This window comes from Roseibium sp., assembly GCF_048260565.1.
GTDB lineage: Bacteria > Pseudomonadota > Alphaproteobacteria > Rhizobiales > Stappiaceae > Roseibium.
This window is the reverse complement of sequence record NZ_JBLXGP010000021.1, coordinates 1-22754: the sequence shown is the minus strand read 5'-3', so window position 1 is coordinate 22754 and position 22754 is coordinate 1. Positions and strand designations below refer to the sequence as shown.

At 58.1% G+C, this 22754-nt stretch carries 12 protein-coding genes and 1 pseudogene; 7 read left to right on the top strand and 6 right to left on the bottom strand.

All coding sequences use genetic code 11. From position 1 onward, the window contains the following. Positions 1-71 precede the first annotated feature (71 nt). From ACN0SO_RS26395 to ACN0SO_RS26380, 4 genes and pseudogenes are all read right to left on the bottom strand, one after another. Positions 72-458 carry a hypothetical protein gene (locus tag ACN0SO_RS26395; protein WP_417682764.1) on the bottom strand — a complete coding sequence of 129 codons (387 nt, stop codon included), beginning with the start codon at positions 456-458 and terminating at the stop codon, positions 72-74. 249 nt (positions 459-707) lie between these two features. After that, positions 708-2792 carry a J domain-containing protein gene (locus ACN0SO_RS26390; protein WP_417682762.1) on the bottom strand — a complete coding sequence of 695 codons (2085 nt, stop codon included), beginning with the start codon at positions 2790-2792 and terminating at the stop codon, positions 708-710. Between the two features lie 80 nt (positions 2793-2872). Next, positions 2873-3217 (bottom strand): annotated as a pseudogene (locus tag ACN0SO_RS26385) (IS3 family transposase); the annotation flags it as partial. 100 nt (positions 3218-3317) lie between these two features. Continuing rightward, positions 3318-8843, bottom strand: coding sequence for a DUF4011 domain-containing protein (locus tag ACN0SO_RS26380; protein ID WP_417682760.1), 5526 nt, complete (start codon positions 8841-8843; stop codon positions 3318-3320). A gap of 492 nt (positions 8844-9335) precedes the next feature. Here ACN0SO_RS26380 and ACN0SO_RS26375 point away from each other — a divergent pair, with 492 nt between their 5' ends. Next, on the top strand, positions 9336-11690 hold the full coding sequence (locus tag ACN0SO_RS26375) for a hypothetical protein (protein WP_417682758.1): 2355 nt from the start codon (positions 9336-9338) through the stop codon (positions 11688-11690). Between the two features lie 506 nt (positions 11691-12196). Here ACN0SO_RS26375 and ACN0SO_RS26370 read toward each other — a convergent pair. Further along, positions 12197-12673, bottom strand: a complete 477-nt coding sequence (locus ACN0SO_RS26370) for a hypothetical protein (RefSeq protein WP_417682756.1) — start codon at positions 12671-12673, stop codon at positions 12197-12199. 914 nt (positions 12674-13587) lie between these two features. On the opposite strand from ACN0SO_RS26370, the gene ACN0SO_RS26365 reads away from it, so the two are divergent. From ACN0SO_RS26365 to ACN0SO_RS26355, 3 genes are all read left to right on the top strand, one after another. Next, positions 13588-15567 (top strand): AAA family ATPase, encoded by a 1980-nt coding sequence (locus tag ACN0SO_RS26365; protein WP_417682754.1) that lies wholly within the window; start codon positions 13588-13590, stop codon positions 15565-15567. 591 nt (positions 15568-16158) lie between these two features. Next, on the top strand, positions 16159-17184 hold the full coding sequence (locus ACN0SO_RS26360) for a hypothetical protein (RefSeq protein WP_417682753.1): 1026 nt from the start codon (positions 16159-16161) through the stop codon (positions 17182-17184). A gap of 214 nt (positions 17185-17398) precedes the next feature. Next, complete coding sequence (locus ACN0SO_RS26355; RefSeq protein WP_417682751.1) at positions 17399-18019, top strand: hypothetical protein; 621 nt, start codon at positions 17399-17401, stop codon at positions 18017-18019. A gap of 30 nt (positions 18020-18049) precedes the next feature. Here the strand turns inward: ACN0SO_RS26355 and ACN0SO_RS26350 are convergent, their stop codons facing one another. Beyond that, the gene (locus ACN0SO_RS26350) at positions 18050-18397 is read right to left on the bottom strand and encodes a hypothetical protein (RefSeq protein WP_417682749.1); all 348 of its coding nucleotides are present in this window, start codon (positions 18395-18397) and stop codon (positions 18050-18052) included. Positions 18398-18624: 227 nt separating this feature from the next. Here ACN0SO_RS26350 and ACN0SO_RS26345 point away from each other — a divergent pair, with 227 nt between their 5' ends. The 3 genes from ACN0SO_RS26345 to ACN0SO_RS26335 form a co-directional block, all read left to right on the top strand. Next, on the top strand, positions 18625-20136 hold the full coding sequence (locus ACN0SO_RS26345) for a Mu transposase C-terminal domain-containing protein (RefSeq protein WP_417682747.1): 1512 nt from the start codon (positions 18625-18627) through the stop codon (positions 20134-20136). A 1-nt stretch (position 20137) separates the two neighbouring features. Then, positions 20138-21232 (top strand): ATP-binding protein, encoded by a 1095-nt coding sequence (locus ACN0SO_RS26340; RefSeq protein ID WP_417682745.1) that lies wholly within the window; start codon positions 20138-20140, stop codon positions 21230-21232. 2 nt (positions 21233-21234) lie between these two features. Then, positions 21235-22754 (top strand): TniQ family protein (locus ACN0SO_RS26335; RefSeq protein WP_417682743.1); only part of this gene is annotated, 1520 nt, incomplete at its 3' end.

The following is a 22754-nucleotide window of genomic DNA, read 5'->3' as shown; positions in this document are numbered from 1 at the left end:
GCTTGCATGAGGCAGGTGAGCTGATCCGCCGGACTCGGAAAAAACAACAGGACCATCAACCAGAATATGACTCAGACGAGGAGACGCCCTTCCGACCGTAACGCATGAGCTCGTTCGGAGGCAGAAGGATCATTCGCTATTGTTTCCTGTCGATTGCGAATTGCCTGCAACTCTTTTGTGCTGATAACATTCTCGATAAGTATCGACACGCTAGGGTGGGAGAGGTCAAGCAGGCTATCAGGACCGAAGTGCTCTTCGAATTCTGAAGCCCGCTTACAATAGGATGCGAATTTGGAGAACTCGTCTGACATTGCACCTTGATCTTCAAGTTCCTGGATCATTTCCCGAAGAGAACTCAGGGATCCAATGCTTGCAGAAAACTGCATTGCTTCCAAATACGGGATTTCTGTTATCGGCGTAAGGGGAGTTGAAATCTTGGGTGGTAATACGGCATGCATTGGTTACGACCTCCTTTTTATTAATTAAAGGACGGCCGGCGGAACGAAACAAATTGGGGCGCGGTTCTGTCTTTTGCGGGAGTGCAGTTGTCGTGATATGACATCTCCGAACTCCTCTTATCTGGTATCGAAAAGTCGTAATCTAAAACAGGACGGAATAAGGGGTCCCCTCCCCAGGATTCGCATAACGTGCGTTGCGGAACTTTCAAGTTCGGTCCAGGGCGGACAACGACCGTTCAATGTACAATGTTACGCTCTTTCTGGCGCGGACCGGATACTGCGGAAGCGCCCGCATTGCGTCCGGGTCTCGATGAAAAGTTCTTCGGAATCAACATAGGCACGTCGGATCGGTGCCTTGGTCAAGGCGATTCCAAGCGGCCTTCCGTCTTCTGTAAAAGTCCGAACCCCCTTGTTTTCGACCAGGAGAACCATTCCGCCGCTGACGAGCAGGTCGCATTTGGCTGAGCAATCCTCCAGCGCCACCAAGTGATCTCCGTCCAGCACATAAAGGCGCGTTGTAGTCATCACGTAGAGATAGGCCTCGGTCTCGATGATCCGGACCGGCATTGAACCGACGTCATAGATCGTCGTCGGTATACCTACCCGGTCTACGCGCACAACGCGACCGGCATATGTCCCCAGGAGCGCAGTCTCCCCGGTCCCCGAGAAAGCAGCGGCATAGATCCAGTCCGCTTGGCCCGCGAGGCCTAGGCTGATCACGATCTCAAAACCACCTTCCCCACCTCCGCTTCCGTCAAGCTGTTCCGGATCCAGGCCGGTCAGGCGTTCAGAGGCGACGTTTACCGCTTTCATCGGTTCCTCGTTCCCGGGATTGAGGTCCGGGTGCAGCTCGCGCGCCAGCTGCCGGTATCGCTTGCGGATCTCGTCAGGTGTGACCGGCATCTCGAGTCCCAAAACCTCAAGAGCTTCATCGATTTCGGCCGCTGTGGCGAAAGCCTCGCCGCCTACTCGGATGCGAGTGGGTTCACTGGCCGGCATCCGAAGGCCCCAGAGGCGCTTCCCGTCCCGGCCGATACACCAGGCCTCATCGACGTGCGTGAATAGATAACGGTCGCGTTCTGGTGTCAGGGCGATGCAGCGTAGTGCGCGGTGCGCCTCGCTCTCCGCCAATCCCAGACGATCCCGGTTCGCGGCAACTTCCGGTGCGCTCTCCAGATCCGTCTCGAAATCGACCTTTAGATCGCCGCCATAGACCGTCAGCACATTGCTCCTTGAGAGTATCGCGAAGCCTTCACCTTCCGGATGGACCGAAATGCGACTGGGCGCGCGACGGAGGGGAACTGTCTTTCCGGGCTGCCCTTTCGCGTTGGTGAACATCACAGCCCCGGGTGCGCCCAAGCTCGCATCCGACTTCGCAAGATCATCGAATGACAGCGTGCCACCCCGGGTACTATAGTGTCTACGGAAGGCCGGGTCGGGCCGGTCGTCCTTCGCAATTGGTTCGACGATGATCTCCTGCCAAGCGCTCTCAGGGTCCTCAAAGGCTTCGTTCGTAACCGGAAGATCGACTGATTGATCCCAGGCATTCGGAGACGGAGGGAGGGGTACGATGCTCACACGCTTGAGGTCCAGTTCACGGGGATGGGTTCCGCGTGTCTCTCGCCGATGCGACCCCGGATTGTCAGGCTCCGTGTAAATCGTTTCAACAGCAGCTTCGGGCATCGCGACGCCGGCCATGTAGAGCTCATATGTGTTACCGCTCTTCGCGCGTTGCACTTCCCCGTTCTTTTCCAGGTAAGAAACCAGCCGACTGGCCCGACGGCCATCTTCGATGTCTAACTCCGCTTTCATCCGGTTTTGTAGCACGCCCGGTTTGCTTCGAATGACTGACCGGATCCGGTTGAAGAGTTCCAGATCGGAAAAGTGTTCCTCCGCCTCCTCCCGGTAATCTTTCAGGTGGTCGAAGTCCTGTACCAGCTTCCTGAGCTCGACCAGCCCCTCGTTGTCCCCGGTAATGGCCATCATCGTCCCTCCTTGCGATAAGGCCGGTATCCGGATGTCGAGGCGCAGTCCGTCGCCGCGCGGGTCCTTCAGCCAGTTGCGCAGCAGCGGCAGGCTAGCGCGCGCCGCCGCGGCTGCGGCCGGATAGTTCTGGGCGGAGACCGAAGTTGTCAGTCGCTCGAGCTGGATAAAGTAGTTTTGTTCGGGCAGGGAAAGGTCTGAGGTGCGGACAATCTCCGGGTCTGGGTCTGGGTCTGGGTCTGAGTCTGGCTCAGGTTCGGACCAGCCCCGCGGTTCCCTGCGCGCATCCTTCTCCACACGATCCTCCCCTGCGGACGATCCGCCGAAAAGCCATTTAAAGATTCTTGCCATGATTTGCCCTCAAAATGTCTTTTCTATTATGACCTGCCCCCTTGATTGACCGGGTTCATAAGTTAGCTCTGCTCAACTGGTGGATAGCCAATCTGCGTGCAAACCGTTTCCAAGGTTATCACGACATCCTCGCCCCGGTAGCTGAAGCGTGGATAAATTGCCGGCACATAACGCGAGAACGTGTCGATAACCGTCAAGACACGAATATTGCGCCCAGTGGCGAGTTGGTCATGAGGGAAGCCCATTGCCCAGACCTCATTCGGCCCGACGGCATCTTTCTGCTCTTCCCGAAGCTTTGCCTTCAACCGGCGCTTTGGATGCTTGTTCCTCAGTTGCAGGTCCAACTCGTTGTAGATCCGCCACGTTTCCTTCATTTTGATGTCCCTGCCCTCCCGGCACAGCAATACATGCACGCGCCGATATCCGTTCCAAAGCTTGAGACCTCCGATCAATATCGGAAATGGCCCCTGATTGCCGTGAAGAGCCGACCTGTCATCGATCAGTGCATAGTGCCCTCTCGCTTCATCATCCAATCTCCAGCACCCGCACCTCCTTGATGTGCGAGCCGACTTGATATTCTACTTCCTCCCCCACCTGTGCGTCGAGCAGGGCCTGTCCAAGCGGAGTGTGAACGCCAATCTTCCCCTGTTCAGGCGCATTCTCACCCTCGACAAGCGTGAAGGCGAGCTTTTTGCCGTCGGTGATGTTCTCTACCTTCACTTTCGAGCCAAGCGCCACGGTCGGCTCCGCCGCGACCCGGCTTGCCGCCGTGTAGAGGGCGCTGCTCGCGAGAACCTCGAACGGCAAGTTCGCCTGCTCGGGCTTCGGTGGTGCCGCCGCTGCGATCAGCGCAGCAGACGAAGGCCTTGGCTCGGGCCGGGTTTGCGTGGGCACCTCTTCTACGCCTGAGGTCTTTTCCTCAGCCAAGCGGGTCAGCAGTGCCATCGCATCGAGACGCTCGGAGTGCTTCACGCCCCGCGCCTTGGCATCGGCGAGCGCGGCGTCGATCACCTCCTTCAGGACCTCGATCTCGGCGCGCGGGTTGCGGAACCAATCGGTCGACCAGATCCGGTGCAGCCGCCAGCCGAGCCCCTCTAGCACCTCCTGGCGCAGCCGGTCGCGATCGCGGCTCGACTTCGAGCTGTGGTAGGCCGCACCGTCGCATTCGACACCCAGAATGTAGCCGTAGGGCCAGTCTGGGTGCCGGACGCCGAGGTCGATGCGGAAGCCTGCGACACCCACTTGAGGGACCACCTCGCAGCCGAGGCGCTCGATCTGCGCCGCGACATAGTCCTCGAATGGGCTCTCCGTGCCGCCCAGCGGGCCGGCCGCATCCGGGATGTGTCCGGTTTTCGAATATTCGAGCCAGGCCCGGAACATCCGCACGCCGAGCGCTTTGTTGCCGTCAACGAGGATGTCGGTCGGCTTCATCGAGGTAAAGGTAATGATCTTCCGCTTGGCGCGGGTGAAGAGGACGTTCAGTCGGCGGTGGCCATGGGCCGAGTTAATCGGTCCGAACCGTTGAAGCACCTTGGCCCCAGGAGATTCCGGTCCGTAGAGCGTAGAGATCATCATCACGTCCCGTTCGTCGCCCTGGATCGTCTCAATGTTCTTGACGAAGAATTCCTCGAGCGCGTCATTCTCCTCTTCCCACTTTTCGACGAAAGCCTGGACCTGGGGGTTGCGGTCGCGCTCCCGCTCGAACTCCTCGAGGATCAGGTCCTTCTGGTCGGAGTTCATCGTGCAGATGCCGAGCGAGAGCTCGGGGCGATGGTTCATGTGGTGGACCGCAGCTACAACGATGGCGCGGGCCTCGATCTCGTTGCGACGCCCCTTGTAAATGCCAGGCACCTCGACGAGCTCGACGCCGAGATCTGGGTGGTCCTCCTGTGCCGAGGGGAAGATCGTCAGCTCTCCCTTGTACATCCACTGGTTGGAGAACTGGATCAGCGCTGAGTGCCGCGAGCGGTAGTGCCAACGGAGCTGGCGCACGGGCATGAAGGCAACGTTAGCCATGTCGAGGATGCTCTCGCTGTCCTCGCGCAGATCCTCATCGGTGTCGCTGTCATCGAGCACTTTCTGGAAGAAGTTCGTCGGTGGCAGCTGCTTGGTGTCGCCGACAATCACCGACTGGTCGGCCCGGCTGATCGCGCCGATGGCGTTTTCGGGCGTCATCTGCGAAGCCTCGTCGATAACCACGAGATCGAATCGCATGCCCTGGCGGAGGTATTGCGCGACCGCGAGCGGCGACATCATCCAGCAAGGCTTCAACTCGACGAGAGCGCGGCCAGCGCGGCTTGCCAATTCGCGGATGCTGATGCGGCGCTTCTTCTTGTAGAGCTCATTGTAGATCAAGCTCATATCGGTGAAGGTCGACTTTCGGCCGACGTTGTTGCCGGCCGGCGGCCGGGCCGATTCCAGGAGCTCCTGCACCACCGCGGCGCGGGAGAGCTTGATCATCTCGCGATCCTTGGAGCGGATCTCGCCCCGGATGCGGTCGAAGTCCTGTCCGTCGTAGCCTTGCAGTGCTGCGCCCCACTCCTTGTAGGCGACGTCTGCCATCGAGCGCGCGATCAGGGCGCGGACAATCGATGCGAGGCGTACCGGATCGAAGGCTTCGTCCTCGGCCAACACCCAGTCGATCAGTTCACCAAGCCCCTGTCCGCGCAGGCTGTCCTCGGCGCGCTTCAACTGAGCCCGGTCGAGCAGCGATTGCGGATCGGCCGCCGCCTCCCGCAGGTCGGCCGTGCGCCGGGCCAGCGCCATCGGCGTCGAAAGATCCTGGGGAAGCCCGAGATCGGCAACAAAGCTGTCGACTTGAGTCTCGAGACTGGCGCGACGGGCAGCAAAGGTCTCAAATTCCTTCGCCATGTCGGCCGCCCGGCCTGATCGCATTGCCGCGAGCGCCATGTCCGCGTCATCGGTGGCGGCGATCGCCTCAGCCAGGTCGCACTGGATGCTGAGCAGGTCGGTCCGGGTAGTGAGGCCGGCGAAGCCCGAACCGAGCGCTTCGCGCGACGGGCTCTCCTCGATCTTGCGAGCGAGGTCTGCCTCAGCCGTCTTAAGGGCCAGGATCTCCTCGATCTCCGAAAAAAACAGGCTCGTTCTGTCGCGGAAGAGCTCTATGTGGCTATCCGCCTCAGTGATATAGCGTCGCTCCTTCTCGGCGGTCTCCTCGAGTTCGTGCAATTTCACCTCGGCCTCAGAGAGGGGCAATGGAGGCATGTCCTCCAACTCCGCGAAGGTGAGGACGGGATCGAGTTCCCCGGTTTCGAGGTAGGCTTTCAGATCCACACTGGCGCCGGCGATCTCCTTGCAGATCCCATGAAAGGTCACCACACGGCTGATCGCCGCCATCTCGGTGTTGAATCCTCGGAAGTGTGCACCGAAGCGCTCTGCGTAGCGTGCGCTGTTATCGAACTCCCGGCGGCTGTCGAGCCAGTCTGCATATTCACGCAGCCTACGTGCCATCTCAGCTGGGCTGTCCTCGCGCCGCCCTCCGAGTATGTTCGTGTATGTATTGCGTGCAGCCTTGTAGGTAGACCCCATGCGCCCGAAGAAGCCAGCGCTGTCGATCACGGCCGCCGCGTTCCTGAGTTCACCTGCGTCGTGGACGCCGCCAGCGGAGGGGATCGCCTGCCGGATACGGCCGATCTCCGTGGAAAGGCGAGAGATCTGGGTATCGATCTCCATGGCCAGGGCATCGACGGAGGCCATCGGGTCGCCGCATCGTAGGGATAGGACACCAGGGGACTGCGCTGCGATGCGCTTCGCCCCATCACGGATCTCCGTCAGGGGCCGGCCGGACGATGTCCAGCTCTGTGGAAGCCGGGACGCGGCGCCGAGCACCACCCGAGCTTCGGCGATCGCACCTTCGATTTCGGCGAGCCTCGTGCGATGTTGCTCGGGATCGAGTCGTCCGCCCCGCGCCTTAGCGAACTCGGCGGCAGCCGCAAGGCGCTTGGACACGTTCCAGCCGTCGGCATCGTGCAGGCTGTGGCCGAGTTGGGCCATGAGTGTCTGTCTTTCGCTGACCTGGCCGCAGAGATCCCGGGCGGCGCGGCGAGCGGCTGGATCTGTAAGTGTGTCGAGCAGGTCTGGGGTTACCCGGCCCTCGTCACGCGCGGCGGTCGAAAGCAGATTGCCGATCTTCTTCATGTCGATCACGAAGGGGTTTGCAGTCATGAACATGGCTATCGACGAGCCCGCTATGTCCCTCTCGAAGACCTCGAGCTCCTCCGCGATGCTATGCGCCGCCTCGGCGTGGTCTTCGGCGACATCGTGCGATGTGATCGGCGCAGTCGAGGAGCGCCAAACGGTAGGCATACGCGCTATCCGTCTGAGCCGGGTGCTGAAGGCTTCCGCCTCTGAGACCAGGGCCTCGACCTCGATCGCGCCCATTTCCCAGGCGTTCGGAATCGGCAGACGGCGGATTTCTCGCGGCAAGGCCTCACGGATCTCGGCCGTGGCGATAGCATGGCCGATGATCTGGTGCACCGTGAGTCCCGTCGAGCCGAGCATCGCGCCTAGCGCATCGAGGTAGCCCTGGAGGATCGCGCGGTCCCGTTCGAGGGCGCGCTGTCGCGAGTTGAAGCTGTGGCGTCCGGGGCCGGACGCCCGGCTCATCTCGAGGCGAGCCTCAATGCTCTCGTAGACGGTCTCGGCGGTGCCGCGTCCGGCCTGGAGCGGCAGGATGAAGTTGCCGAGACCAGCGGCATCAAGGCGGTTGCGCACGACGTCGAGCGCGGTCAGCTTTTCGGCCACGAAGAGCACCTTCTTGCCGTCAGCAAGCGCCGAGGCGATCAGGTTGACGATGGTCTGCGACTTGCCCGAGCCCGGCGGGCCTTCGATCGCGAGGTTCTTCTGTGCGGCCACATCGACGAGGGCCGAATACTGCGATGCATCCGCATCCATCACCACGTAGGGGACTTTGCTGGAAATCTCGGGGTCGTCGGTGCCATAGGTCTCGGCATAGGCGCCGTCGCCGACCCCGGTCGTGGCGAGAAGGCGCACCACTGTCTCTTCCTCCGCCAGCGGGCGTTTTTCCGGATCGAGGTCATGGTACATCGCGATCTTGGAGGACGGGAAAATTCCAATGCAGGCTTCGCGGCGCACTTTCCAGTGCCAGCCCGGAGGCGCTGCTTCCTCGACCGACTCGAAGTAATCCTCGACGCTTCCGCCCTCGTAGTCTGGCAAGGCGAGCTTCTTCTCGTTAAGGAGCTTTAGCGCCAGGTTTGTATTGACCATGACCTGGTCGATGCCGCGCAGGTAGAACTCGGCGCCATGCGTGGACTGCTTCCTCTCGATCCGGATCTCGAGCAATAGCAGCGGCGAAACGTAGCGATCGTTCTCGTCAGGGCTTTTCCACTCCAGGATGCCGAAGACAGCATGCAGCACGTTGACCCCAGTCTCGCGCTCGAAGGACCGTCCTTTCTCAAGAATGGACTTTGCCGACCGTTGCAGCCGGTCCGGTAGCAGGAGGGTCTGGATATCGTCATCGACGTGCCTCCCGTCGTGGTGCTCGTTCTCAGGGAGCGGAAGAATGTAGCTTGGCTCGATGCCGTGAATCCGGGCATGTTCAGCGAGCGAGAGCGCGTCCTTGGTCTGGCGCGGAGACAGGCCAAGGTCTTCGCGCAGGCGATCCTTCAGGGATCGCTCGGCCTTCACCAGCTTTTCTTCCGCCTTCGCTTCGTCGGGTTCGATTTTGGCGATCTCAGCGAGATAAGGCTCGTCTTCCTGCCGGGCGATGAAGAGCGCATCCCTGAAATTGTCCGTCTGCTCGTCCGGGAGTTCGTCTTCGAGGGCAGGCAACGCCGCTAGCCGCATCTGGCGCCCCTGAGAGAGGTTGTGGCGCAAGATGTCGGGAAGTTCGTCTACAACGCGGATGAACGAGGTCGAAGCCGGGCTGAAGCGGATATTGATCAGCGGGTTCCGGCGGGTTGAATCGAGAAGCCGAAGCCGGAGTTCCTGAAGCTTAGCGGAGACAAGTTCGATGTTCTCGTCGGTCAATAAGCTACTCGACGCCTGGTGGTCTTCTTGCGAAGGGCTCATGGATCCTCCCAATTGGCTGCTGCTTGAATATCACACCGAGGCCGCGGTTGAGCCTAAGATATCGATTGGCAGGCGACAACAAAGGCAAAGCAAAGAAGAATTTGGAGTCAAGCGTGGTCGCGAGTAATCAAGAAGCCCTAAAACTAAAGTTTACTTCAATTCCCAGAAAGTCGCTGGATCGAACTGCATGGCATTCATACCGCTGGGCAGCGTGATCCTCAATATTGGCTCAGATGCGCGCGACTTGGCTCGGATGACATGTAATCCGAATGAAGCAAGTTACCAAAGATTCTCAGATTCTAAAAGTCTGTGCATTAAACACGGAAAGTATTTCATGGATCTGATGCGGAGTGTGATCAGTTTCAGTCTACAGCCGAGTGTAGGCATTCATTTAGCGAATTTTGATAATTGAGATCGTCCGGTGGACATTGTTCACTGAGTGACGTGTCACGACTATGTGGTGTGACAGCTAAGAGGGTAGAAGTAGTTTCCATGATCGTGAACCATCCGGCTTCCGCCCCCAGACTGAACGAAGACGTGTTCGCAGCAATTCAACCTGCCGCTCCCGACATACGCGCCACAGACATCCTCTCGGGGATCGGTACCCTATCCCGAGAGCAACTCTGCGGAATGATCGCGATGATCGAATCCGTCGACGGGTTATCCTTGGCGGTCGGCGCCGTCGATGCCGTTCGCGACCGCATCGGTCTTGGTCGAGAGGAGACTGCAACGAGCCTGCAAGAGGAGCGGACCCGTCTTTTCAATTCTAGAATCCCGGACGCCTCGTTGAGGTTTCGTCTTCTGGTTCGCATCTCCGAAGGCCTGGACGTTCCCTCGTCGCCCTCCCTTTCCGTCAAACACGCGATCAAATCCGCATCAGCCATGGCGGTGCGAACGTCCGAACGCCTCAGCCCGGCGGTTCGGCAGCGCCTTCACACGACCGCGAAACCGACCCGTGGAACGGACCTGAAATCGCGCCTCGGCGGCGCCGCTTCCGACATTCGGAACTCCTTCGCGCGGATGGCAAGCCGTTCCGTTCCGATGCCGTTTCCAGAGATCGTCGCAGAAGAACTCCTGGCGTTCTTCGCAGACACCGAGATGGTCGAGTCCGTTGCTCGAAACGCGGACCCCGAAATCGCGAAGGCCTTGCGCAAGGGCCACGAAGCGGCAATTGCGGCCATGACGGCCGGCGGCAGCTGGGCCACATTCGCCCTCGTCGTCGCCAACGCCGGGTTCGGCCCTTACATTCTGGCGGCGCAAGCGAGCGCCTTCATCCCTCTGGTCGGCGGACCCGCCCTTGTTTCCCTGTTGGCCACCTTGATCAATCCGCTAACAGTCATGGTCGGCGTGTCCGCCATCGCCTGGCTCGGCATGGGAAAGGGCGCGCAAATCGTACGCAGTCAGATCGCCGCGCGTTTAACGGTTCTCCTGTCCGCTTCCGGGGCGGGAAATCGCGATGTCGGTTTGGAAACTTTCCTTTCCGACATGCGCATTCTCGTAGGCCTTGACGACGGGGACGTTCTCTGGCTGCGGGAAAGGGACCTTCTCGCGCTCCGCAAGCGCACGGCCACACTGGACAGGTGGATGCGATATCCGATGCCGCGCGCCGCCATAGCACCTCCGGGGCGCTGGAACGTCCGACCGTCCGGCACCAACGTCACCGACGGCCTTCTTGTCTTCGGCCTCAGCGCAGGAGAGATGATCTGGCATTCGGTGGCGATGGATCCTAAGGTCGTTCAGGCCGCCGACTTCTCCCGCAAGGCGGATCTCGCCGATCCTCTCGATTTCGCGGCGAGCGTCCATGAATTCACCAGCGTCGGCGCCGGGATCTCGTTGCGCGGCTACACCGCCGAGCGTCTCGTATACGACCTTCTCGTTGCGGACGGACACTCCGTCTCCTTCCCGGAAGCCAGCAACCAGCAAGGCTTCGATCTGCTGGTGGACGGATCCGAGGTACAGGTGAAATGCGGGAAAAGCCTTTCGATCCTGTCCGAGCATTTCGAGAAGAACCCCGACATTCCCGTGATCGCCAATACGTCGCTTGTGGAGGCGGCACGGGCGCGCGGAGAGCCATGGGCTCCCATGGTCACGACCCTTCCCGGTTTCGACCTCCCCACCGTCGAGGAGATACTCTCGGAAACGCTTGGACACGCAGCCGACCTTGCTGACCTGGATATTCTGGAGTTCGCTCTGTCCATAGGATTGCTGCGTGGCGGCCTCGAAGTCGCCCGGGGACGCATTCCCATTGGGGATCTCCCGGCGTGGATGATGATCGACGGGGCCTCTCGCGGCCTGTTGGGCGCGGTCGGAACCAAGGCCGGGGCGTGGGTTGGGCTTGTCACCATCGGGGCGGCCGGAGCCATCGTTCTGGCACCTGTTATCGGCAGCGCCGCACTCATGGCCAATGGCCCGGTCAAGAATGCCGTCCAGTCCGGCCTCATGCGCGAATGGATCGCTCGTATGTCTGCCGCTGCGAAAGATCTCCATGACGACCTGATCGAAGCCTGTGACCGCCGCATTGCATGCCTGCAAGCCCGCAATCTCGATCTCGAAGAAAACCTGGGCGGATCCGATCTTGAACAATGGTTGGCGATCCGCGCTTCGGACGATCTCGTCGCCGCGATGGAAGACCGTCTTCTGCTCGAGACAGGAGCACCGACGACGGAAGCCGGATGCGCGGAACTCCTCATTCTGGCTTCGGACATCGCTCCAGCGGATGCCTCGGCTCTCGCGAGCTCGCATCGGCTTCAAACCGTGCTTCTTGAAAAGCCCGGACTGAACGAAGTCTTGATGAGGTACGGCGGCAGAAGCGTGAAGCAATTCACGATGAAACCCTTCCGACGCTAGTTCACTACGAAATTTGCGACGGCAATGACCCGCAGTGTTTGGTAGGCGAACGGACATGATCCGCAGGATGCCAACCCGATATGATTCAGCCTGCTCCCCTGATTGTCCGCTTGGCGAACCTTGGCATGTGCCACAGTGAATGGCCGACATCCACGCGCAAAGCGGTTACTCGTCCTGAGTGCTGGTTTGTTGTCGAAGTCTGAATTGCCTATCGCTCTCCATGCCCCTTGAGTTGAGATCCCTGATCTCCTCCAGTTGGTTGCAGAACCGTCGTTCCCGGTTGAAGAGGGTCAGACAAGAAACTACGATCATTGGGATCCGCGCAACTTCACCAGGGAGTTTGTGTCATATGACCAATGAGCCGAACCCGACGACGCCCGAAGTCACTCCCTCCCCTGCACGCTCTGCGCTGCGGACCAATTCCTCCGCAGAGTGCGACAACGAAACGACGCGGTGGCTAGACAAATTCACCGAGGATATGACGCAACCTGGAGAAAACGAGGTGGCTATCTTTGCCCGACGTCGCGAGCTGAAACTCGGCGTCGGCCTCGACGACGACGGCACTCCAGTTCAAACGGATGACGTCGGATGATTTTGCCCGACAACTCGGCCGAGGGTGAGAACACGTCGGTGACATTGGCCTGGAAGGCTCCCCATTTCATATCCCGGAGAAGCGTTTCCAAACGGCCAAACGCCAAAACGGACGACTGACAAACGGCTTTTTTTGCCCCGTCTGAAAAAATTTTTTCAAAGTGGCTACCCACTATTTTGGTTGCCAGAAACACCAAAGTCGCGCGCGCGATCTGCGAACAGACCATCACCAGCGTGACACGCCCCAAACGCTTCATAATCCAAATTCGCAGGATTGAATCCTTCCGTCGGAAGGATTCAGTTTTGTTTCCGCGAACCACATCGACGGAAATGGCAACACTCTGCTCTGAGAGCATTTCAGTTTTTTGGAGCATCCCCTTGATCGAACGCAATGTTCGAGGCTCTGCCGTGCGAAAACTTCATTCATCTTTTGTTAAAGAATATGCATCCACAACAAAAAAACGATCAACGCAGACATCCGGAGAAATAACGACCCGCTATATCGAGACCGAATAAATTCGAAGTCACCACAAATACAAATGAAGGGCGTTTACCGAATAGGTAATCACGTGGACGTTTGCTCCGCATGAACGCTGCCAATCAAAATATTGAATTTTTTTACTTGATATACTGATCCTTCAAACCTGCAAGCCCTCAAAGCTTTCAATCCTAGAGCATCGACCAATACAGACTCGCGGCCCCTCATCTGCGGGAACCCTTTCTCACGTTCAAAACAACGAGCCAAATCGTGCATGCTTCAACACCTCCGGGACTGATCGTCCCACACCTGGAAACATCTGCAATTTTCAAGATTGCGCGCGATATAATCGCCTTCGAAAATAGCGCGCACCTGTCGGATCCTGAGGCCACATCAGGCCCTCTCCTTCAAGACTGGAGCAAGACACTCGTGGCCTTTCCGGGCATAATAGCGACATCAGAAACAGGGCCATTCTTGGAGCCATTATTTTGGATATCACAGGATCTTCGCTGGGCGGCAACAACCAAGGGACTGTCTAGACTCGGCGAACATATTGACGACATCGTCCGTTACCATCATCGGCAACCCGACCGGGTGAAAGGGTAAAAGCCCCTCGAAATCAGCGCTGAGCCTGCCCTGAAGCACCAAGTCATTGATCAGCTGGTATAGTTCCCAGCATAGCTCCCCGAACTCGGAAAGATTGGAACCGGCCGCCAGTGTTCATGGCGCTGCTGCCTTCTTTCAAGTCTCCCACATTCCCCAAAACCCGACGCCGACGTTCCGAAATCCTTCGGAGCGGACGCGACAGCCTTGCCTGAAAGCACTCGAATGAAACGCCCAAATTTAATTGCCGGGACCGGACGCGACGTGGGCCTACTGATGGCCCGCATGGCAGTTCGCCGCGCGCTCCGGCGACATCCGGATCTCCAACATCGTTCGGCTTACCTCCTCGGAGTCGAACTGCCGAACGACAACGACACGACACTCTATGAGAGGGCCCTTGAGCTTGAACTTCAGAGCCTCGATCCCGAAGGTCCTGGCAGAGGCACTGCTCCGGAATTTCAATACTTCTTCGATCAAAGGGGCAAATCCAGGTACAGGCGCAAGGAGAAGTTGGAGAGATTTCTACTTCTGGAGAGAGTGACCGAAAATGAGCGGCTGGTTGTTGTCGGAACCCCGCAATATCCGATTACAGGCTCCTTCCGGAATATCGTAGAAGCGATCGTCGAGGTTGGTCCGACAAGGCGTCATATCCAAGCCGCCCTCCTAATTTCTCGCGGATTTCAATTGAGCGATCCTATCGCAGACGATCTCATCGCCCACAATATCTCCAGCCTGTCGATCGCTTTTCGTGGAAACCTGCCACTCAAGGCAGCCCTCGGCATCCTTGATGCAATGGCTGAAGCGGAAGCATCAAACAGCTCCAACGGAAGCGACGACGACGGGGTTTTACCGCTCGAAGACATGTCCGGATATGGTGAGGCGAAATCCTGGGGCCTCGAGCTCGCTCGGGATCTCAAGGATTGGAAGTCTGGTGCGCTTTCATGGCGCTACGTCGATCGTGGCGTTCTTCTATTTGGCATTGCAGGCACCGGGAAGACGGTGTTCGCAAAAGCCCTTGCTAAATCCTGTGGCACAAGTTTCATCGAATGCTCCCTGTCGAAGTCCCAGGCACTCGGACATCTCGGCGACATGCTGAAAGGCCTAAACTCGGCCTTCAACGAAGCCAGGCGAAACGCGCCGGCAATATTGTTCGTCGATGAATTCGATGCCGTCGGCAACCGTGAGACGCTTTCGCGTCATGCGCCAGAATATGCGACCCAATTGATCACCGGCTTGTTAGAGCTGATCGATGGATCCGAGAAGCGCGACGGTGTCGTCGTCGTTGCCGCCTGTAACCGTCTGGAGACGATCGACCGCGCCTTCTTAAGGCCCGGTCGCCTAGAACGCGTTATCGAAATCCTTCCGCCGGAACACGAAGCGAGGAAAGCAATCTTCAGTCAGCACCTGAAGTCTGAACTTCCAGAACCGGACCTCAGCGAAATTGGACGCCTGACCGAAGGATGGACAGGGGCGGAGTTGGAGCGGCTTGCAAGAGACTGCCGGAGAACGGCGAGACGGTCAGGCAGGGAATTGGACGTCCAACAGGTACTCAACACTCTCAACAGTGAAATGACGAAAGTTCCTCCTGTACTTCTGGAGAGGTTTGTGTTTCACGAAGCCGGACACGTTGTGGCGGCGTATGTGATCCAGGGCATCATCGCGACGGAGGTCACCGTTCGAGACTATGTCCTGCCGGCGAATGGCATCCGGATTGAAAGCGGGGGACAAACCGTCTTCCCCTCCTCCAACTCGGGTTTCAAGGTTCGCAGCGACTATCTCAACCGTATCGCTGTGCTCTTGGCCGGACACGCAGCGGAAGATCTTTTCTTCGATGAGCCGTCTGACGGTTCAGGGCTGGTGACCGGTTCGGATCTTGAGCGGGCAACGATGCTTGCAGCCCGGCTTGTGGCCTGTTCTGGCCTGTCTGACGGATTGGCTTTCAGGGCCGACGTCACCGAGTCCGACCTTCAAAGAATGGTCCGGTCCGATGAGAAATTCTCCAGAGAATGCGATCTGGTCTTGAAAACTCAGATGCGCCGCGTGCGGGAAATCCTGAAACTGAAGAAGCCAACTCTACTATCGATCGCAAAAGATCTACAAAAATCAGCGAAGCTCGATCGACGCCAACTTGCAGAGCATCTGGCTAAAAATTCAGAGATTTCGCCATCCGTGGATTCAACAATCATAAAATTGGCGAGAACCTAGATGCGGATTATTATCGTTAACCCCGGTTCGCTCTCCCGCTGGGCTCCCCAAATACGAAAAACCCTGGTAGTAGATTTGCCTCCGAAATGCCGGTCGCAAATAGGTTGCGATGCGTGTTTCGACTACGGCTTCACCCACCAGCTCAGACTGGCAGGAAATAGGAGGTAAGCCGACCATGACTTTCATGCAGAACAATTCGGCTCTCCGCGAAGCCGCACAAGATCTCCCGATACACAACGCTTGAGTTGGGTAACCAACTGCTTGCGCGATGTCTAAGCTATGACATCCGTTGCAGTGGATTGCCTACCGCTGTCTCTTCGTGACCTTCTCGGTCGTGTCGAACAGTATCCGTTGCTAATGTCGGGAAACAGTTTCCCTTCTTTGTCGTTTTAACCGGCACAGCAGCTCTCCCCTCAAGTGATTGAATTTCGAACCCGCCACCGCGCGGGAACAGGAGAACTTTGCCATGTGGAATGCATTGAACCGTATCCGCTCGTTTGCCCGTCCAAGCAACATCGATGCCGGTGGTTCCGCCTGCCGAATATCTGCCGTGAACAGTCACGCCAGAACCAAGCAGCAAGGAAAACCACCATGTCCGACAACAACCCCAATTACTTCATCCCCGCCGGCGCATCGCTTGCCTCGCGGAAAGTCAGTCTGAAATCCTCGGTTTCGAACCGCGGATTTCTCCTGAACACTACCTGCGATCGCTGGGCCGGTTCCGAAAGCACCTTGGAGGCCGACTTTCTCTCGGTCGCGCTTGCACACCCAAAGGCTGTGCTGATTCAAGAACAGCCAAAGCCGGTGATCTTTTTCGACGAAGAAGGCAATCGCCGAACTCACACCTTCGACTTCCACGTCCAGTTCCGTGGTGGTCAGACGATCGCTTACGACATCAAACCCGAGAAACGTCTCGTCCGTAGTGGAATTGAGACTGATCACCGCCTCATCCGGCAGCAGCACCCGACCTATGCGGACAAGATCCTTGTGCGCACCGATCGCCAGATTTCTCCCGTTCAGGTTCGGAACTCAACGCTGATCCGCAGGGCGCGGCAACTTCGCGATGAAATCGACATTTGCGGCGTTGAGTACACGGTAGTCACATGGGACAGACACGGCTGCGTGCTTGCCCGCGTTGACAACCCGCTTGATGTCGAGAGGCGCTTGAATTCGGAACTCCAGGCATTTATCGCCTGGAGGATACTCTTCGAGGCACGCGGCACGAATGCGCCGGAAGCCTACGATGACGAAGTCGATTGCAGCGACCTGCTGTACATGTCGCATCAAGCTGTCGAGATGGTCCAAATTCGTCAATTCATCTGCGGACGCCTCCGGAAGATGGGTATTGACGCTCACTCGACTTGTAGTGACGCGATGTTGAAGAACGCACTCTCGGCACTTTGCTCCGAGTGGGTTGAGAACTACTCAGAGAATTCTCCAGGCGCCAAGTTCGGCTTTCCCAACAGCATCGCGAGATTTGGGCACCCCAAACCGTGCACTGTGCGCGGTTGGCTTCTGCGCTATGAGCCGGCCGACCTGGACGGTATGGCGCACATTATCGTGCATTGTTTCTCAAACATGGCGAGAAGCGCTGCCGCTTTTCGATCAGTTTCCTGATCTCGCAAGCCTCCAAAACCGGCAACAACGTCAGCCCGGTTGCAGCCCACAGATTATACGAGGGCCGCAACCGGAGTGCCTCGCAAGCGAAGCACCCGGTTTTCTGAACTGTCCTGAACCTCAGCGACAAGCAGAAGCCAAAGCCGGTCACCCGAGGCCCCTTCAACGACAACACTCATCTCGAAATTTTCGAGGCGCTAAACTGATGAGGAATTTGAACATCACCGAACTCACCGACAACTACCAAAACTCAGATGCGGCTACCGGATCCGATGCTCTGAACCCGCTCGACACCAAGGCGAAGATCTCGATCGACGGGCTCCAATACATCGTGGCGTCAACGGACGAAACGACCTGCGCGCTGCGACGTGTGGATCGGCCTCGCGTCTACGCGAGGTTCACCTACGCTGAGCTCCAGGATCTGATTGCGCGTGACCTTTTGGTCCAGGACCGAGAAGCGTTTTCCTCCATCGAACTTGCACTCCAACACGATCACGAAATCCAGCTTTGGCATCTCGAAGACGAAATTGCTGATCGCGTGGTGTTCCAGAGATACTTCTGCAACCAGTTTCTTGCCCTGGAACTCAATGGCCTGGCCTATCGATGCGATGCCTCCATGGAGGTCGCGGTTAGCCACATCTACACCGACTGGCTGCGCCACATTTCAGAACTGGACAGTTCTCACATCCGCACCGGTTCTTCGCAGCCGATCGACGTCTTCGATTGCCCGAAATCTAGAACCGTCCGGTCGTGGCTCCGCACGTACGAAGCCGGTGACTTCAAGGCCATGGCGCTCTGCCCAACGCAACACAAGCGCATCATCTGGAGCCGGTGACGCGCATTCCCTCAATAGCTCCCCAGCCAATCAATCTGCAACGCAACCTAACAAGGAAAGGAATTTGAACATGTCAGACCTCAACACGAACCAGACCATCTCCTCCACTTCCCCCTCGCGGATCCGCTTCTCCCCCCATTCCGAAATCATCATCAAGGGAGTTTCGTATACCGAAGCTCTCTCCGATGAGGCGTTCTGCGGCGTGTCGACAACCCGGACGTCCACGAAAGGTTCACGTACGTTGAACTGAACGACCTTATCGCGCAGGGGCTCCTCACTGAGGAACGAAGCGCATTTGACCTCTCCATGCAGGCTCTCAAGATCGGTCCCAACGTCAGGCTTTCCGACCTGAAGCCGGAAGTCGCGGAACTCGTTCATTTCCGCCAGTTCATCTGCGATGAATTCCTCAAGATGGAACCTTCAAGATCCCGCGTCCCAGCACCGTCCGCCGGTGGCTTCAGAAGTACGAAGCCGCCAACTTCAATGTGATGGCGCTCTGTCCCTTGAAGCACAAGTGCGGCAACAGGGCGGATCGCCTTCATCCGGACGTCCGGGCGCTTCTGCGCAATGGTGCTTGCGAATATGCCAGCCTTCTGAAGCCGACCATGGAGAAGGTCTATCGCGAATTTGTCGAACATTTCAACGATTTGAACGAAGTGCGTGCCGAAAAAGGGCTGCCAGCCCTGCCGCTGCCGAGCAAAGCGGCAATGCGTGCGGAAATTCGCAAGCTGGCACCCTATCACGTCGATGCCGGCCGGCGTGGTGTGTCGTTTGCTAAGAAGAAGTACGCTTACATTCAAGGGAAGCATGACCCGGAGTGGCCCTTGCAGCTCGTCGAGATGGACGAGTGGCAGGTCTCTCTTCAAACGCTGCTCCAGGGCAATCCTGTCTGGGAAGGGTTGGGCATCACTGCAAAGAAGCGGTTGGATGAGGAAGTCGGGCGCATGCAGCTCTCGGCGGCCATCGATGTTCGAACCAAGTGCATCCTGGCGATGCAGCTGGCTCGTACGGCGACTACTGATCTCGCCATCGCGACTTTGAAGATGGCAATGACCGACAAGAGCGATATCGCCAAGGTCGCCGGTTGCGACCACCCCTGGGATATGGCTGGTCGCATCCAAATGGTCCGCGTGGACAACGGCCCGGCCTATGTCGCCGGTGCATTCAGCACCGCAGCGATCGATGCCGGGATCGCTGTCGACTACGCCGTTGCCGGCGCGCCTTACCTTCGCGGCTCCATCGAGCGTGTGTTCAGCAGCTTCCACACCGGAGTCATCTCGCTCTTTGAAGGCAGGACCTTCACCAATGTCGTGGAGAAAGGAGACTACGAGGCAGAAGCACGCGCCTCACTGACGATCGAAGAACTCGGCCGCGCACTCGTCCGGTGGGTGGTCGACGTATACCACAATACCCCTCATGAAGGGCTGGGTGGGCAAACCCCGAGAAATTGCTGGCTGTCTCTTCGCAAAAAAGTCGGTGTCCCTCTTTCTCCCAACGAGGACGCGATGCGTGCCTGTTTCGGGATCACCGTTGAACGCGACCTCCGCAGTGAAGGTATCCAGCTCTACTGCAACAAGTACCAGTCCCCGGAGCTTCAAAGCGTTCGTCGGGAGTTTCGCCTCCGGAAGAAGTTGAGAGTTCGCTTCGATCCGGACGATCTCGGATACATTTCCGTCGAAACGCCTAAGGGCTGGCTCAAGGTCCCGTGCACCGTTCAAGAGATGCATGGAATTCCGCTGGAAGTGCACGTCGAAAACCGGCAGTGCATGCTGGCAAGGTACGGCGAAGAAGCCGCCCGCTCTGCCCCGATCGTCAACAAGGCCCTCGCCGATCTTCGTCGTCTTGCAGATGAATCGCGCGCCCGCCGGGGCATTGCATCGCCGGTCTTCACCGCCACCAACCTCGCCCATCTCGACGCCCATTTCTCTGACGACCGTGTGCGTGTCGATGAGGCGTTCGACGGCGACATCCTAGGGCTCGATGAACCCGATGACGTCGGAGTGGCAGGCGATCCGGAAGCTGCCGGTGAGACCACCACGTCGCTGGTCAGGGATACCATGCCGTTCCTGGGCGACGACGATGATGACGATGACTTCGAATATGTTCTGGAGGACTGAGATGCAGACTGAAACCCACCACAACGAACCCGCCGCAGCTGAAATGCCGGTACGACAGGAAGGACGGCGCCGCCGACGAAAGCGCAATCCGGAAACTGCGGCCCTCGAAGTCGAGCTGAAGCACAGCTACTATCCTCACCCCTGCGACGATACTCTGTACGACCGCCTAAACACACTGCTTGACGACTTCGACGACTACATTACCGTCGCGACGCAGTTGGGCCTCAGCCGCGTCGGGCGGCTGAACGAAGGCAGGGCAGTCGTCGTCGTTGGAGAGTCTGGAACAGGGAAGTCCCGCTCTCTGGAGCGCGCCTTTGCCAACCTCGGGATGACCGTCCGATCGGACAAGATCTTTGTCGTCTCTGTCCGCGCTCCCTCTCCCTGCAATCTCAAACAGCTCGGCATCGAGATCCTGATTGGTCTGGGCTATCCGGTTGACCGCGACTTTCGGGAAAACGTCGTCTGGCGCGTGGTCAAAGAGCAGCTCGCCCTGCGCAAGATCCGCTTCCTGCACCTTGACGAATTGCAGCATCTGACCCAGCTGAATAACCCTGCCGAGGCACTCAAGGTCTGCGACACCCTTAAGGGTGTGATGCAGCACGCTGATTGGCCAATGTGGATGATCCTGTCGGGCATGCCCAAACTCGCTCATGTCATCGAGAGTGATTTCCAACTGCGCCGCCGCAGCACCTTTGTTCGCCTAGACCAGCTGACAGCCCGCAAGGAAGACCTGAAGGAAATTCGAAACGTTCTCGGCAATTTCAGTCACAAAGCGGAGTTGTCCCTCGACGGCCTTCCAATTCTGGAACTCGCCAGCCGTCTCCTCCATGGCACCGACGGTCGCCTGGGGTACCTTATTGAAGTCGTGCAGGAAGCCCTTTCCCTGACCCTTCAAGAAGGGAGGAAGAACCCCCTCATGGGTGATTTCGAGCGGGCCTATGAGGCCAAGACCGGTTGCCGCCCGGAGCACAATGTCTTCGCCGACGGCGTCGAGTGGCAGAACGTTGACGTCCGCAACACCCTTTTTCCCGAGGACAACATCGAGGAAGAGCAGAAGGCGAAAAAACGGAGTCACACAGCGGTACGGGGGGCTTGATCATGAAGCTCGATCCCTTCTACGTACCCACATGTCATGCGGACGAAACCATCACCAGTTTCGTTTCGCGCGTCGCCGCAATGGCGTCTCGCGACGCCCGTTCCTTTTGCCTCGACATGAGGCTGAAATTCCAGAATCTCTGCGATGGAGATCCTACGGGGCTTACCAAGTTTACAGAACTCGTCGGCTTCGAAGATGGGTTTCCCGGAACAACCTTCGAACGCACCGCTAATTGTAGGTTCGAGCTTAACGGGGAGCCGCTGCCGAGAGCATCACTATGTCGCGCCACAGTTCGAGTCTGCCCTCACTGCATTCAGGAAGACCTTGAGCGAAACGTCGACCATGAAAAGGTCAGGCCCTACGGACGCTGGTCGTGGACCATCGCCTCCATTCGCACTTGTTCGAAACACAACACTCCATTGGCCGTTGCTGCGACCGATGACCATCCGCAAAGGCAGCATGATTTCTCGCTGCTCCTCCGACCTTTTGTGGACGACATCGACCAGCAAGTCGCCACCGCGAAGCACCGAGAGCCTTCCCAACTCGAGATCTACTTGGAACGCCGGCTAGCCGGAGACCGGCCAGACATCTGGCTTTCGTCCCTGCCCGCCTATGCTGCCGCCCGCGCCTGTGAAATCATCGGCGCTACGAAGCTCCATGGTGCCCGGGTTATGACTAACAGCCTAACTGAAGACCAATGGTACGAAGCTGGCCAGACAGGCTTTGATATCTGCATCCACGGACCTGATGAAATCCGCGCATACCTAGATCAAATGCAACAGACATTCACCAACACGCGTCGGGCCTGGGGGCCAAAGCAGATCTACGGACGTCTTTATGAGTGGCTTGCTCATGAGACGACCGATGCTGCCTATGAAAGTCTCAGAGCAATCATCACGGGGCATGCGTTCAACACGCTGCCGATGGGGCCAGATGATGAGATCTTTGGCCAACATCCGGTGACGCGCACACTCCATTCCGTTCACTCTGCTCACATTGAAACCGGAGCTCACCCAAAGCGACTGAAGAAGGTGCTCCATGCATTCGGCCTGATCGGTGAAGATCAGCTTGGTCGGTCAGACGAGCGTATCCTATTCCGCGCCAACGACGCCAAATTTATTCTCGAGCGGATCGAAGAAAGCATGTCCCTGAACCAAGTTAGGGCATACATCAATGTACCTCGCCCCTTTGAGCGAACTCTCTTCGAAGCGAACATTCTGAAGCCCTGGCTCTATGGCGGCACAGAAACCTTCAGTCACCATGCCTTTGCGAAACGCGATTTGGATGGGTTCCTCGAGGCGCTGACTGCCAAGGCGCTGCCGGCGACGGGAAAAGAACCGAATTTAATGCCAATCTTGCGCGCAGCGAAGGTTGCGAACTGCACCACGCTCAAGGTCGTTCAGTTGATCCTGGATGGACACCTGTTCAACGTCCGAACTTCTCCAGAAGAGACCGGTTTTCTTTCCGTTCTCGTCGATCTAGAGGAGGTGAAGACGCATGTTCGATTGGAAGATCACGGCGG

Coding starts and splice junctions, on each gene's coding strand:
- ACN0SO_RS26395 (WP_417682764.1), bottom strand. CDS start 458: ATGCATGCCGTATTACCACCCAAGATTTCAACTCCCCTTACGCCGATA.
- ACN0SO_RS26390 (WP_417682762.1), bottom strand. CDS start 2,792: ATGGCAAGAATCTTTAAATGGCTTTTCGGCGGATCGTCCGCAGGGGAG.
- ACN0SO_RS26380 (WP_417682760.1), bottom strand. CDS start 8,843: ATGAGCCCTTCGCAAGAAGACCACCAGGCGTCGAGTAGCTTATTGACC.
- ACN0SO_RS26375 (WP_417682758.1), top strand. CDS start 9,336: ATGATCGTGAACCATCCGGCTTCCGCCCCCAGACTGAACGAAGACGTG.
- ACN0SO_RS26365 (WP_417682754.1), top strand. CDS start 13,588: ATGAAACGCCCAAATTTAATTGCCGGGACCGGACGCGACGTGGGCCTA.
- ACN0SO_RS26360 (WP_417682753.1), top strand. CDS start 16,159: ATGTCCGACAACAACCCCAATTACTTCATCCCCGCCGGCGCATCGCTT.
- ACN0SO_RS26350 (WP_417682749.1), bottom strand. CDS start 18,397: ATGAACGAGTTCCGCGACTTCCGGCTTCAGGTCGGAAAGCCTGACGTT.
- ACN0SO_RS26345 (WP_417682747.1), top strand. CDS start 18,625: ATGGAGAAGGTCTATCGCGAATTTGTCGAACATTTCAACGATTTGAAC.
- ACN0SO_RS26340 (WP_417682745.1), top strand. CDS start 20,138: ATGCAGACTGAAACCCACCACAACGAACCCGCCGCAGCTGAAATGCCG.